The sequence below is a fragment of the Leisingera sp. JC1 genome, from assembly GCF_001679925.1.
Lineage (GTDB): Bacteria > Pseudomonadota > Alphaproteobacteria > Rhodobacterales > Rhodobacteraceae > Leisingera.
On sequence record NZ_LYUZ01000001.1, the window covers coordinates 174,926 to 187,893 of the forward strand.

A 12,968-nucleotide genomic window follows, 5' to 3' on the forward strand; every position below is an offset into this window, starting at 1 on the left:
GGCTGCATGCTCGCCTCATACCAAGTTCAGCTTCTTTGGCGTGATTTTTAAGTCCAGGCAGGGGAAGCACTGCCGCAGCTGGTTGCGGCCGTCTCCCAGCGCATAGCAATACCGCTCAAGCGGAGCGGTGCTGCAAGCCGGCGGCCAGGCCCCCAGCTGGTTGCTTCGATATCCGGTGCGTAGTCGCTGTCAACGGGTCCGGTGATTTCCGGACCTTCGGCAGATTTTTCCATCCCGGCCAGCAGTTCCGCCGTGCGCGCCAGCGATAGGCGGGCCTGTGGAACTGCCTCACCTTGTGCTGCTGCGGTTAATGCCGAAAGGACTGCGGCGGCCATTAGGTATCCCGTTGCATGATCGAGCGCTTGCACTGGCAATGGGTGCGGCTTTTCCGTTCCAGCCCAGTCCCGGCCTGCGTCTGCAATTCCTGCGCTCATCTGCACCAGGCTGTCGAACCCGCGCCGCGCGGCCCAGGGGCCTGTCCAGCCATAGGCGTTCAACTGCACCTCGACGGTGTTTGGCGCAAACTGCCTGCGGGTCTCTGCGCCGTATCCTAGTCCATCCAAGGCTCCGGGCCGGTAGCCGTGCACCAGTACATCGGCCTGGGTGAGCAAGGCTTCAAAGACCTGCCTGTCGCTACTCTTGGTCAGATTGAGTGCTGCCATGCTCTTGCCCAGAGAGATGTCAGTAATCACACCGGGTTCGTCCCAGCCAGGCGGGTCGATGCGCAGTACATCGGCCCCGAAACCAGCTAGCGTTCGGGTCGAGACTGGGCCTGCAAGAACACGGGTCAGATCCAGCACCCGCAATCCCGCCAGAGGCCGTGCTACCGTTGCTTCCACCCTGTCCCGCAGCTTGACAGGAGCGGGGCTTGTCCAGTGGATCAAGGGTTCTTTTGCCACTGAACGGCCCTGAGGGTGCATCTTCCAGTCAGCACGGCTGCGCATGGCGGCAGCTACTCCGCCACTCGCCGCAATTTCGCTTTCGAGCCCGTCTGCCTTCCAGTGATTTACCGCATCAGCTACAGCTTCCCTAGTTCCAGGACAACCGATCACACGCAGCGCAGCCTTACGGTGATGCGGCAAGTTGGTGTGCAGGCGGATCCAGCCTTCCTTAGCTTCGTATACGCCTGCTATGTCATCCCACAGGTCCGGGAGCTCCCAGCCCTCGGGCCGGAAGCTGTAACCGAACCAGAGTGAGGCAAGCCGCTGATCCACAGTAATTTCTGGCGCAGAAGGGGTCAGGTTCATCGCTTCGACCAGCCTTGCCAATTCCTGACCCACAGCGCCGATCGAAGCATTGGCCAGTTCGGTGACTGCGAAGGCGCTGTGTAAATGGCCGTTGCCGGTCAGATGGTATCGATCAGTATCCGGCAGGGCGGTGAGAAGGGTCATTGCTGATAGGGGTCGAGACTGTCGCGCAGCCCGTCTCCAAGGAAATTGAAGGCAAGCACAACGATGACAATCGGCAACATCGGTATGGCCAGCCAAGGGTATATTTCCACTGACGTGAGGTTTTGTGCGTCGTTCAGCATCACGCCCCAGCTAACAGCTGGTGCACGCAGGCCAAGGCCGAGAAATGACAACGCAGTTTCACCAAGGATCATCGCCGGGATCGACAGGGTGGCTGATGCTATCAGATGCGACATGAAGTTCGGCAGCAGATGCTTGCGGATCACCCGCCCGGAGGAGGCCCCCATCATTTCCGCGGCACGGACATATTCTTCTTCCCGCAAGGACAAGAATTTGGCGCGCACGGAACGGGCAAGACCGGGCCAGTCGAGAATGCCAAGAATGATTGATATGATGAAAAACACCGCAACAGGCGACCAGTTTGACGGCACCGCAGCAGACAGGGCGAGCCATAAGGGCAGTTCCGGCAGTGAACGCAAGATCTCAATCACCCGGTTCACCGTCCAATCGACGCGGCCGCCGAAATAGCCAGCGACGCTGCCGAAAAAGATACCAAGCACAAAAGAGACCGTGATCCCGATCAGGCCAACCGTCAGCGACAGCTGTGCGCCGTAGGACACGCGGCTGAAGATGTCCCGGCCCAGGCGGTCGGACCCCATGATGAAGATCGTCGCTTCTTCGCTGGCGCAGAACAGGTGTCGGTTGCTTTCGATGAAGCCAGCCAGATTGTAGGTGCTGCCTTCGCAGAAAAACTTGAGCTTGAGCGGCCGCGAGGTATCCGGTTTGAACTCCCACTGAAAGGTTTCCAGGTTCGCTTCCGATGTCATTGGATAAACGAATGGACCGACAAACTCACCCTCGTGAAACAGTTTGATGGATTGCGGGGGTGAGTAGAGATGTTCCGAAAAACGCTGGTTGGGGCCATAAGGGGCGATGAAGCCGGCGAACGGTATCAGGAAATAGGCAATGAAAAGGAAGATGCCGGAAATCAAACCTAGCTTATGGGTCTTGAACTTGCGCCAGACCAGCAGCCAGTTGGGGGCGTCGAGGTCCTTGCGTTCCAGCTCCAGCAGAGAGGCCTGCGGGTCGAAAGGTTCATCATCGACATATCGTCCGTCGGGCAGATGAGTCATGCGTCGCGCCCCTCATAGCGGATTCTGGGGTCAAGAAGCACCAGCAGCACATCTGAGATCATGGTGCCGATCAGGGTAAGCAGGGCTACGAACATCAGCACGAACCCCGAGAGGAACATGTCCTGAGTCTTGAGCGCCGTCAGCAGGGTCGGGCCAATTGTTTGCAGGCCTAGCACCACCGAAACCAGGACTGAGCCGGAAATCATCGAGGGCAGAAGATTGCCGATATCTGCAACAAAGGGGTTGAAGGCTACACGCAGCGGGTACTTTGCGAGCATCCGGGAAGGTGCCATGCCTTTGGCAATAGCTGTTTCAACATAGGGCTTGCCCAGTTCGTCCAGCATATTGGCGCGCAGACGCTGCATCATGGCAGAGGCGCCGGCGGTCCCGATCACAAAGGTTGGCACAATCAGGTGAACCAGAATGGATTTCACCTTGTCCCAGTTCATTGGCGTCCCCTCGAATTCAGGTGCCATCAGCCCGCCGATCGGCAAGTCAAACCAGCGGTGGCCGTAGTAGAACAGTATCAGTGCCAACAGAAAGTTTGGGGTGGCAAGGCCGAGATAGCCGACAAAGGCGGTGGTATAATCGACCCAGCTGCGCGCGCGGGCAGCAGCCAGGACACCCAGGGGCAGGGCGACTGCATAGACAAAGACTACAGCAGCAAGGTTCACCAGTACGGTCAGCCACAAGCTGTCACCGACAATATCGGCCACGGGGCTGTCAAATTCGAACGACCAGCCGAAATTTCCTTGGATCATGCCAGAAAATCCGTGCGGTCCCGGCATGAAGCCCATCCAGATCATGTACTGCTGCCACAGCGGCTTATCGAGCGCATATTCCTTTCGCAGGAATTCGGCCTTGGCCACCCCCGCGGACTGCCCGGTTGCCTGCAGTTCGGCAATCTGGTTCGACAGGTAATCTCCGGGCGGCAGGTTGATAATCACAAAGATCAGCACTGAAACCACCAGAAGTGTCATCAGCATAGTGCCAAAACGGTAGATGGCGTATCGCAGTATCTCCATCAGTCCAGGCCATCCTCGAAAAAGAACTCATCCGGCCGGTAGACGCCGAAATGCGCACCGGGATCCCAGGCCCAAATTGCCTGTTCAGGCACATTGCGCAGCCGTTTGCTGACGACCACGGGTTGCGGTGCCGCTGCAACCACGCCGATGGCATAGACCTGTTCGGCGTGGATTTTCAGCATGGCGTGCCAGGCTGCGAGGCGCTCATCCTTTGTCGTGGCCATGTCCCAGTCCTGCAAAAGGGAGAGCAATTGCTGGGCCGGTTCCATGTCAGGCGGCTCGCCCGCGCTGCCGCCGGTCTGATAATACTGACCCCATTTCGGCCAGGACAGAAAGACCTGATCAGTCGGCGCCAAGTATACGGGGGATGTATAGGTCTGGGGCAGGCCGTTGTCCCAGCCGAACCAAGCAGATGCCATTGAACTTCCTGAGAACACACGGTTTCTGAGAATGTCGCGGTCCAGAGGCCGCATAATCAATTTGACCCCGACATCGCGCCAGTCATCGGCGATGATCTGCAGGGCGTTTTCCACTTCCTGCCGTTCACCGGCGGTCTCCACGATCAGTTCCATCAGGCGGCCGTCAGGCAAATAGCGGATGCCATAGCCGTCCTTTTCCGTAAGCCCGGCTTCGTCCAGCAATTGGTTGGCGCGCTCTGGGTCAAACTGTGCCCATGCATCCCTAAAAGCGGGATCAAAGAGCTCGCTTTGCTCCAAAACGGTCATCGCGCCGGGTTTGGCAAGGTTGAAATAAAGCGCCCTGTTGATTGCGCGCCGGTTGATTGCCAGCGATAGCGCTCGCCGCACCCGCACATCGCGCAGAATGTTCCGCCACACCGGGTCCTTGGTGTTCAAGTTCGGGTAGATGGCGATTTGCGAGGCCGCACCGTTGCCCCAAAGATAGGTTTTGTACCCGGAGTTGTCCTTTTCCCCCTTGCGCAGGATAGGAATATCGCGGAAGTCCAGCCCGCGGGCCTGTAAATCGGCTTCCCCCGCATTTGATTTGGCAGCCACCAGACCTGCAGTCACGATCTCCATCTCGACGGTATCAATATAGGGAAGCTGGACACCCCGGCTGTCGATCCGGTGATAGTAAGGGTTGCGAACAAATTGGTGGCGGATCTTCTTGCCGGGCGAGGCGTTGATCCATGGCTGCAGCGTCGGAAGCTCGTGATTGTCGAACTTGTACATATTGTCGTACTTGTTGTGCAGCGCAGCCCAGCTTTTCACGCGGGCATAGTCGACTTCTTCCTCCAGAATTTCAGGATCGGCATAGTCCGCATGAAACTGTTTCAGGTACTTGGCCGGGCGGTAGATAAAGGGCGGGCGCGCCTGGGCCAGCATGTGCAAGAAGCTGGGGTTCGGATCATCCCATTCATATATCACGGTGGTTTCGTCAGGGAAGCTGACCCTGGGCAGCTTACCCATCACCCGCAGGAAATCCGGCGGGCCAGCAGGACTCAGCAGTTCGTTGTTGGCGACGTCGTGCCACCAGTAGCGGAAATCGTCCGATGTGAAGGCGTCGCCATTGGACCAGCGGTGCCCGGGCCGCAGTTTCAGCGTGTAGCGGCGGTTACCCTCGTTTTCATACCCCAGAAGGATATCCGGCTTTAACTGGTACTTCTCATCATAGCCTGCCAGCCGCGCGTATCCATAGACCACCATCTGCCGGATGTCCTTGGAGCGGGTGACCATCGTATTGAGGGTGCCGCCCTGGATGCCAAAGTCGCGGCCCTTGGTTGCCAGATCGACCACCAGCGGCACCTCGGGCAGGCGTTTCTCAGCAGGGGGCAGGTACCCTGCCTCAACTTCTGACTTCCAGAAATTGCTTTCTTGAACTGTGATGTCTGCAAGAGCCCCCAAAGGCGCAAGGCAGAAGGCTGCGGCCAGCAGAGGTTTCAGGGCATCAAGCATGGCAGCGCACCTTGTGGCCAGGTTCCAGATGTTTCAACCCGACCAGTGGTGGAGCATCGGTACCGTTGAACCTGAACGCCTCAGGCCAGCGCTCAGGGGCGCCGGCACCTTGGGCCACCAGTTTCAGGTCGATTGGCCGGTCGATGTCAGGCTCCGGCTGGGCAGCGATCAAAGCCCTGGTATAGGGATGCTGCGGATTGTAGAACAATGTTTCCGGCGGTGCCTGCTCGACGATCAGCCCGCGCCGCATCACCGCCACTTCATCTGCAATCCGGGCCACCACGGCCAGGTCGTGGCTGATGAACAGGTAGGACAGGTTGTGCTGGTCGCGGATCTCCTCCAGCAGCCGCAGGATTTGTTCCTGAACCGAGACATCCAGCGCTGAAGTCGGTTCATCGCAGACAATAAGAGCAGGTTCCAGCATGAGAGCACGCGCGATTGACAGGCGCTGGCGCTGACCGCCGGAAAAGGCGTGGGGATAGCGTTTCAGCATGTCAGGCGACAGGCCCACGAGGCGCAGCATTTCCGCAGCCTTGTCACGCCGTTCGGTGCGGGTGCCGATGCGATGGATGTCCAGAGGTTCCATCAGCGTGTCCTGAATGCGCATTCGGGGAGAAAGTGACGAGTACGGATCCTGAAACACCATCTGAGCTTGTTTCTGAAAGGACGTACGTGTTTCCCGGTCCATGTCATGCACTGCGACTGGGGGGTGGCTGGGATCAGGCCGGAACAACACCTCGCCACCTGGATCAGGCGGCTCTGCCCCCAATGCAATTCGGGCTGCTGTTGTTTTGCCTGAGCCGCTCTCTCCCACAATTGCCAGCGTCTCGCCGCGGGTCACCCGCAAGTCGATTTCCCGGCAGGCATGGATCAGGGTCGGGGCCTGCCAGCCTTTGCCTGCCCGCAGAGTGTAAGTTTTGGAGACATTTTTCATCTCCAGGATCAAGTCATCGCGCGAAGGCGGGATCGCGACAACTTCCGCATCCGGAATCTCCGGTGCGGCGTCGAACAATGCCTTAGTGTAGGGGTGTGCCGGCGCGCGCAGCATCGGTTCGGCAGGCCCTGCTTCCATGACCCTGCCTTTGTGCATCACCACCACTTGCTCGGCCATGTTGGCAACCACGCCAAGATCATGAGTGACCAGAATCATCGCCATGCCGGTTTCGCGCTGCAGGTCCTTCATCAGCCCCAGCACCTGGGCCTGTGTGGTTACATCCAGTGCCGTGGTCGGCTCGTCCGCAATCAGGAGGTCAGGCTTCGCAACCATTGCCATGGCAATCATCGCCCGCTGGCGCATTCCCCCTGAAAGCTCGAACGGGTAGGAGCGGTAGGTGCGTTCTGGTTCAGGAAACCCGACCCGTTCAAAACACTCCAGGACCACATTGCGTGCTTCACGTTCAGATTTGCGCCCGTGCAGCCACAGGACTTCGGATACTTGATTTCCGATCCGGTGCAGCGGTGACAGGGACCGCATCGGCTCCTGAAATATCATAGAGACCGTATTGCCGCGCACGTCGCGCATCAAGCGTTCGTCAAGCGTGGCAAGGTCCAGCTTCTTGCCCCGGGTCTCCAGAACTATCCGTCCAGAACGCAGCTGAGCCACCTTTGGCAGAATGCGCAGAACCGCTCGGCAGGAAATCGTCTTGCCCGAGCCGCTTTCCCCAACCAAGGCAAGTGTTTCGCCGGGCTGGACGGCAAAGCTGACGTCCTTGACAACGGAGTCTCCTTTGCCAAACCCGATGCTGAGGTTTTCGACAGACAGCAGCGGACGCATTCAGAATTGCCCGCCCAGCTGGTTCAAGGCGCTCATGAGATTGTGTTTTCCCCTGTTTTTTTCAACACCTTCGCGCGCCGAAGGCCTTTTAGTCAAACCCCATTTGGCCAGTTACCGGATTTGCAAGAGGTAATTGTCTAAGCTAGTGAGGCTGTTGCGAACCCGGAATTGCTTTGCAATGAGTATGTAGGCCGGCTGAAAAGGAGGCTGGAGGACTGCGCCAGCGTTCAGTTGCGAGTGACCATGACCTCGTGCAGGCGTCCGCCTGCGGCTAGAAGTTTCCGAAAACCGGATCAGCAGAAGAGTGTGTCGCTAAGGCCACTCAAACCTTATAGCAATTCGGCACAGACATGAGTGCTGTGTTGGTGCTGGCTGCAGGCCCGGCGTAGGCTAACGCAAAAGCAAATTATCTGAAAGGCCGCTCATGGCGCAAAAACCTGTCCTGCACCGGGATGACCCTGAGGCTGAGCCATTGATCGGCAACATCAAGGTCACCCGCAACGACTGGCTTAACGTTGCTATGGACGTGCTTATCTCTGACGGGGTTGAGCAGGTTAAAGTGCTGGCGCTGGCTGAGCGGATGCAGGTTTCCAGGTCGTCGTTCTACTGGTACTTCAAGTCGCGCCAGGATCTGCTGGACGCGCTCCTGAAAACCTGGGAACAGACGAACACAGCGGGCATGGTGCGCCAGGCGGAAGCGCCGGCCAAGACTATCACAGGTGCCGTGTTGAACGTCTTCCACTGCATCACCAACCCCAACCTATTCAACACTGCCCTGGATTTTGCGGTGCGGGACTGGTCGCGCCGCTCTGGCAAGGTGCGCAGCCTGCTGGACCGCTCTGACCGGCGCCGGGTTGAGGCTCTGACTGCGATGTTTGCGCGCTATGGATACCCCGAGCGGGAGGCCATGACCCGCGCCAAAGTGCTGTATTACATGCAGCTGGGCTATGACATGGCGGACCCGAATGAAAGCCACGCCCACCGGCTGGAAGTCACGCCCGAGTACCTCAAGGTGTTCACCGGGCGCGAGCCGCTGGCTGAGGAGATCGAGGCCTTTACCGCGTTCACGCGCCAGCACTGGGACATCTGATACCCCAGTGCCGGTTTGTGAAGGCCTGTTTTACAGGCTGAGCAGCGCTTCATCCGCCGTATTCCGGACTGTCCTGGCGGCTTCCAGGCGCACTGGCCCGTAACCGCGGATTTCCATCGGCGCTTGCAGGATATCTATGCAGGTTTCATGGGTGCCGGGAGCGTAGCGCTGGGCAACCTTGTTGAGCGCGGCTTCGTACCACGTCAGGAGATCCCGGTGCAGGCGGGCTTCCTCGTGGTAACCAAACACGTTGAAGGCGGTGCCGCGCAGGCGGCGTGCTTTGACCAGCAGGTTCAGAGCCGGGCGCAGCCAAGGGCCAAACGAGCGTTTCAGCGGCCGGCCGCGGCTGTCCTTTCTACGGCTCAGCACCGGCGGAGCGAGGTGGTATTTTACCGTGAAATCACCCTCGAATTCGTCCTCGATCTGGTGGCGGAATTTTTCACTGGTCAGCAGCCGGGCAACCTCGAATTCGTCCTTGTAGGCCATCAGCTTGAACAGCGACCGGGCCGCTGCAGCAGTGAGCTGCTCCTGTGCGTCAGCAGGCAGGGCGTCGCGGAACCGTGCCAGCGTTTCATGATACCGCGATGCATATTCGGAATCCTGGTATCCGGTCAGGAAAGTTGCTCGCCGCTGAACCAGCTCATGCAATGTTTCGCCCTCGTCGGGAGTTTCCTTGTAAATGTCCTCGACCAGCCTCGGGTCTGCTGCCATGGCGCGGCCGATGGCAAAGGCAAGCCGGTTCTTTTCGATCGCAACACCGTTCAGTACGACCGCTTGGTCCAATGCACCGGCGCTGACCGGCACAAGCCCCTTTTGCCATGCAAAGCCCAGCATCATGACATTAGCAAGGACCGCGTCGCCCAGCATCGTTTCCGCGGCCTCGTTGGCGTTGAAGCCGGACAGGTTGGCCGGTCCAACAGCGTCAGCGATGGTCCGTTCGCGCACCCCGGCCATCAAGTCGGCATCGCGGCGCAGAACCAGATCGCCGGTGGGCATCTCCGCCCGGTTCAGCACCACCTTGGTGCCGGGGCGGTAGTGAACCGATGCCTTGGGCGCTGAGCTGACGACAACATCGCAGCCGATGACAGCATCCGCGCCGCCCTGGTCGATCCGCACCTGGTTCAGCGTTTCCGGGGCGTTGGACAGCCGGATGTAGCTCAGCACGGTGCCGAATTTCTGGGCGAAGCCGGTGAAGTCCAGCACGCTAGACCCCTTGCCCTCCAGGTGCGCTGCCATGGTGATCAGCGCACCTACTGTTACAACGCCGGTGCCGCCCACCCCGGTTACGAGCAGATCAAACGGTTCTGCCAGGGAGGGAAGGTCCGGGGCGGGCAGCTGGGCTGCCAGTTCGGCGGCGTCCAGACCGGCAGGCTTCTTCTTGCGCCGGGTTGCCCCCTCGACAGTGACGAAGCTGGGGCAGAAGCCGTTGAGGCAGGAGAAGTCCTTGTTGCAGGTGGAGAGGTTGATCTTGCGTTTGCGACCGAACGGCGTTTCCTTCGGCTCCACGCTCAGACAGTTGGATTCAATCGAGCAATCGCCGCAGCCCTCGCAGACCAGATCATTGATGAAGGCAAACCGCTTAGGGTCCTCCATCTTGCCGCGCTTGCGGCGGCGGCGTTTTTCGGTGGCGCAGGTCTGCTCGTAGATCAGCACAGTGACGCCGGGGATCTCGCGCAGTTCACGCTGGATCGTGTCCAGTTCTGCACGGTCATGGAATGTTGTGCCGCTCGGGAAGTCGCCATGGCTAAACTTGCCGATGTTGTCCGAAATCAGGGCAATACGCTGCACGCCTTCGGCGCGGCAGGTCTGTGCGATGCCATGGACTGAGACCGGTCCGTCCACCGGCTGGCCGCCGGTCATTGCCACCGCGTCGTTATACAAGATCTTGTATGTAATGTTGGTGCCAGCCGCGACCGCCTGGCGGATGGCCAGCGAACCCGAGTGATACCAGGTGCCTTCGCCGAGGTTCTGAAACACATGCTTGTTTCCATTGAACTGAGACGCCACGGTCCACGGCACGCCTTCACCGCCCATCTGGGCATAGCCTGCGGTTTCGCGGTCCATCCAGCTTGCCATCACATGGCAGCCAATGCCCGAGAAAGCCTTGGATCCTTCCGGCAACTTGGTCGAGGTGTTGTGCGGGCAGCCGGAACAGAAGTAGGGGGTGCGGGTGGCTCCGGGCACGTTCAGCACTTTCGGCGGTTCAGCAGTCAGCGCAGCGGCTTTGGCCGGCAGGTTCTCTTCCGGGAAAAACTTGTCCAGCCGGTCCGCCACTATCGGTGCCAGAAGCAGCGGGCTCAGTTCACCGGTCCAGGGGATCAGCGGCTCGCCCTGGCTGTCGTATTTGCCAACCATCTTCTCTGGCTTGCTGCCGGGCCAGTCATAGAAGTTCTCTTTGAACTGGCTTTCGATGATGCCGCGTTTTTCTTCGACAACCAGCACTTCCTGCTTGCCCTTCACGAATTTCAGCGCATCGGTGCGGTCCAGCGGCCAGACCATGCCGACCTTGTAGATGTCGATGCCCAGACGGCGGCAGGCGGCCTCGTCAAGCCCTAGCAGCCGCAGCGCTTCCATCAGGTCCAGATGGCCTTTGCCGGTGGAGACAAAGCCGAAACGGGCGTCCTTGATGTCATAGATCCGCTTGTCGATCGGGTTTGCCTCGGCAAAGGCACGCACCGCGTCCAGCTTGGCGTGGATGCGGGTTTCGATCTCGGGCGAGGGCAGGTCGGCGCGGCGGATATGCAGCCCTCCGGGATATTCCGGCAGTTCCGGGTAAATGAACTCGCGGTCTGGCTGCAGTTCCACCGAGCGCGCGCTCTCCACAGTTTCCGACACCGCCTTGAAGCCGACCCAGGTGCCTGAGTAGCGGGACAGGGCAAAGCCGTATTCGCCGAAGGTCAGGTATTCGGACACATCCGCCGGGTTCAGAACCGGCATAAACCAGGACATGAAAGCCACGTCTGACTGGTGCGGCATCGAGGAGCTGACACAGCCGTGGTCGTCGCCGGCAACAACCAGCACGCCGCCCTTGGCTGACGACCCATAGGCGTTGCCATGTTTCAGCGCATCGCCGGAGCGGTCAACCCCCGGCCCTTTGCCGTACCACATGGAAAATACGCCCTCGACCTCGCAATGTGGGTCCAGGATGGCCTGCTGCGCGCCCAGAACGGCGGTTGCACCCAAGTCTTCATTCACGGCGGGCATGAACTTGATGCGGTTTTCCTGCATCCGCTCCTTGGCGCGCCAGAATTCCAAATCGACCCCGCCCAGCGGCGAGCCACGGTAGCCGGAGACAAAGCCCGCGGTATCCAGCCCTGCGTCCCGGTCGCGGCGGGCTTGATCCAGCATCACCCGGGCCAGCGCCTGGGTCCCGGTCAGGAAGACCCGGCCCTTGGTCATGTCGTATCGGTCGTCCAGTTTATAGCTGCGAAAGTCGTGGCTCAGCTTGGTCATCGCGGCGGAATCCTTGCGCGGAAGTATGGTTTTCGGAAAAGTAATCCACAAAGCCTGAAAAGATTTGCCCGATTAGCTGGTTTTCCGGTGATTTGTGGTTAAGTTTCCCGTTAATCAGCTCTGAAACGGGGGAAGTGACCGGAAAATGGATCTAAGCGACCGCGACCGCCGTATCTTGACGCTGCTTCAGGAGGATTCCCGCATATCCAACGCCGATCTCGCAGAGGCCGTAGGCATGTCGCCGTCCGCCCTTTGGCGCCGGGTCAGGGCTTTCGAGGATGCGGGCATTATTGAACGCTATGGTGCGGTGGTGAATGCGCCAGCAATGGGCCTCGGCTTCCAGGCAATCGTGCATGTCCATCTGACCCGCCATGACCCGGACAAACTGGTGGAATTCATTCGCGCCGTTGAAACAAACCCATTGGTGCAGGAGTGCTATGCCACAACCGGTCAGGCGGATTATCATCTGCGGGTGCTGGCTCCAGACTTGGATGTCTACAACCGCTTTCTTGAAACTTTCCTCTTCCGGCTGCCTGCGGTCGCCAGTGCGCAAACCAATGTAGTTCTGCGCACAATCAAACGGGATATGCCTGTGGTGCCCTGACCGGGCCGTCTTTAACACGGCCTTGCTTGCAACAGAGCCAGAGTACTTACCTGTGATTTCTTGGGGATTTCTTTCCCGGCAGCGTTCCGGGGGGGCTGTTTCAGGATTCGCAGCTCAAGTGGCTGCGTACTTCACCCAGGCCCAAGCCATGGCGATATAGGTCAACTGGTGCAGCGCCTGATCCGATCCCATTGCCTGCCAGAACATTGGCTGCTGAGGGTTAAGTTTGTTGCGTTCGGAAAAGCGGGCTTTGCCGAAATCGATGTGGAAATGCACCACCCACTCCAAAACCGCGAGCACGAAGATAAAGCTCAGCGGAGCACCGAACAGCAGAAAAATTACTGCTGAACCGGCGATATGGACACCTGCATGCTGCGCACGCCCCATGTGCAAATAAGCGCAGCGGCCAGACAGCATCTTCGGGGTCTGCAGGAAAAAGTCGGCAAACAGGTGTTTGACCTGCAAGGCGCAGAGAAGCAGCAGCACGGATCCGACATATTCCGGCAAACCAATAAGTCTCCTGAAAGTATACTTGGCTGGCACCTTACGGATTTTTTGCCGTCTGGC

The 12,968-nt window shown here is 59.2% G+C and carries 9 protein-coding genes; 2 read left to right on the forward strand and 7 right to left on the reverse strand.

Translation table 11 applies throughout. The features are described from left to right. Positions 1 to 47 precede the first annotated feature (47 nt). Genes A9D60_RS00845 through A9D60_RS00865 form a run of 5 tightly spaced genes read right to left on the reverse strand, consistent with a single transcriptional unit; the run spans position 48 to position 7,254 of the window. Positions 48 to 1,391, reverse strand: coding sequence for a CoA transferase (locus A9D60_RS00845; protein ID WP_065265846.1), 1,344 nt, complete (start codon positions 1,389 to 1,391; stop codon positions 48 to 50). Continuing rightward, on the reverse strand, positions 1,388 to 2,542 hold the full coding sequence (locus A9D60_RS00850; protein ID WP_065265847.1) for an ABC transporter permease: 1,155 nt from the start codon (positions 2,540 to 2,542) through the stop codon (positions 1,388 to 1,390). The genes A9D60_RS00845 and A9D60_RS00850 overlap by 4 nt, the downstream gene beginning before the upstream one ends. After that, positions 2,539 to 3,567 (reverse strand): ABC transporter permease, encoded by a 1,029-nt coding sequence (locus A9D60_RS00855; RefSeq protein WP_065265848.1) that lies wholly within the window; start codon positions 3,565 to 3,567, stop codon positions 2,539 to 2,541. Before A9D60_RS00855 ends, A9D60_RS00850 begins: the two co-directional genes overlap by 4 nt. Continuing rightward, on the reverse strand, positions 3,567 to 5,480 hold the full coding sequence (locus A9D60_RS00860) for an ABC transporter substrate-binding protein (protein ID WP_065265849.1): 1,914 nt from the start codon (positions 5,478 to 5,480) through the stop codon (positions 3,567 to 3,569). The genes A9D60_RS00855 and A9D60_RS00860 overlap by 1 nt, the downstream gene beginning before the upstream one ends. After that, positions 5,473 to 7,254 carry an ABC transporter ATP-binding protein gene (locus A9D60_RS00865; RefSeq protein ID WP_065265850.1) on the reverse strand — a complete coding sequence of 594 codons (1,782 nt, stop codon included), beginning with the start codon at positions 7,252 to 7,254 and terminating at the stop codon, positions 5,473 to 5,475. The genes A9D60_RS00860 and A9D60_RS00865 overlap by 8 nt, the downstream gene beginning before the upstream one ends. 424 nt (positions 7,255 to 7,678) lie before the next feature. On the opposite strand from A9D60_RS00865, the gene A9D60_RS00870 reads away from it, so the two are divergent. Continuing rightward, positions 7,679 to 8,344: a TetR/AcrR family transcriptional regulator gene (locus A9D60_RS00870; RefSeq protein WP_065265851.1), complete on the forward strand. Its 666-nt coding sequence runs from the start codon at positions 7,679 to 7,681 to the stop codon at positions 8,342 to 8,344. Between the two features lie 30 nt (positions 8,345 to 8,374). On the opposite strand, the gene A9D60_RS00875 is transcribed toward A9D60_RS00870, so the two are convergent. Then, complete coding sequence (locus A9D60_RS00875; protein ID WP_065266054.1) at positions 8,375 to 11,797, reverse strand: indolepyruvate ferredoxin oxidoreductase family protein; 3,423 nt, start codon at positions 11,795 to 11,797, stop codon at positions 8,375 to 8,377. A 145-nt stretch (positions 11,798 to 11,942) separates the two neighbouring features. On the opposite strand from A9D60_RS00875, the gene A9D60_RS00880 reads away from it, so the two are divergent. Beyond that, positions 11,943 to 12,401: an Lrp/AsnC family transcriptional regulator gene (locus A9D60_RS00880; protein WP_065265852.1), complete on the forward strand. Its 459-nt coding sequence runs from the start codon at positions 11,943 to 11,945 to the stop codon at positions 12,399 to 12,401. 114 nt (positions 12,402 to 12,515) lie between these two features. Here A9D60_RS00880 and A9D60_RS00885 read toward each other — a convergent pair whose 3' ends face one another. Next, entirely contained in the window at positions 12,516 to 12,908 is a 393-nt protein-coding gene (locus A9D60_RS00885; RefSeq protein WP_065265853.1) for a DUF3307 domain-containing protein, read from the reverse strand. Between the last annotated feature and the right edge of the window lie 60 nt (positions 12,909 to 12,968).

Excerpts from the sequence above, each read along its gene's own strand:
- A9D60_RS00845 (WP_065265846.1), bottom strand. The coding sequence starts at position 1,391 with ATGACCCTTCTCACCGCCCTGCCGGATACTGATCGATACCATCTGACC.
- A9D60_RS00850 (WP_065265847.1), bottom strand. The coding sequence starts at position 2,542 with ATGACTCATCTGCCCGACGGACGATATGTCGATGATGAACCTTTCGAC.
- A9D60_RS00855 (WP_065265848.1), bottom strand. The coding sequence starts at position 3,567 with ATGGAGATACTGCGATACGCCATCTACCGTTTTGGCACTATGCTGATG.
- A9D60_RS00860 (WP_065265849.1), bottom strand. The coding sequence starts at position 5,480 with ATGCTTGATGCCCTGAAACCTCTGCTGGCCGCAGCCTTCTGCCTTGCG.
- A9D60_RS00865 (WP_065265850.1), bottom strand. The coding sequence starts at position 7,254 with ATGCGTCCGCTGCTGTCTGTCGAAAACCTCAGCATCGGGTTTGGCAAA.
- A9D60_RS00870 (WP_065265851.1), top strand. The coding sequence starts at position 7,679 with ATGGCGCAAAAACCTGTCCTGCACCGGGATGACCCTGAGGCTGAGCCA.
- A9D60_RS00875 (WP_065266054.1), bottom strand. The coding sequence starts at position 11,797 with ATGACCAAGCTGAGCCACGACTTTCGCAGCTATAAACTGGACGACCGA.
- A9D60_RS00880 (WP_065265852.1), top strand. The coding sequence starts at position 11,943 with ATGGATCTAAGCGACCGCGACCGCCGTATCTTGACGCTGCTTCAGGAG.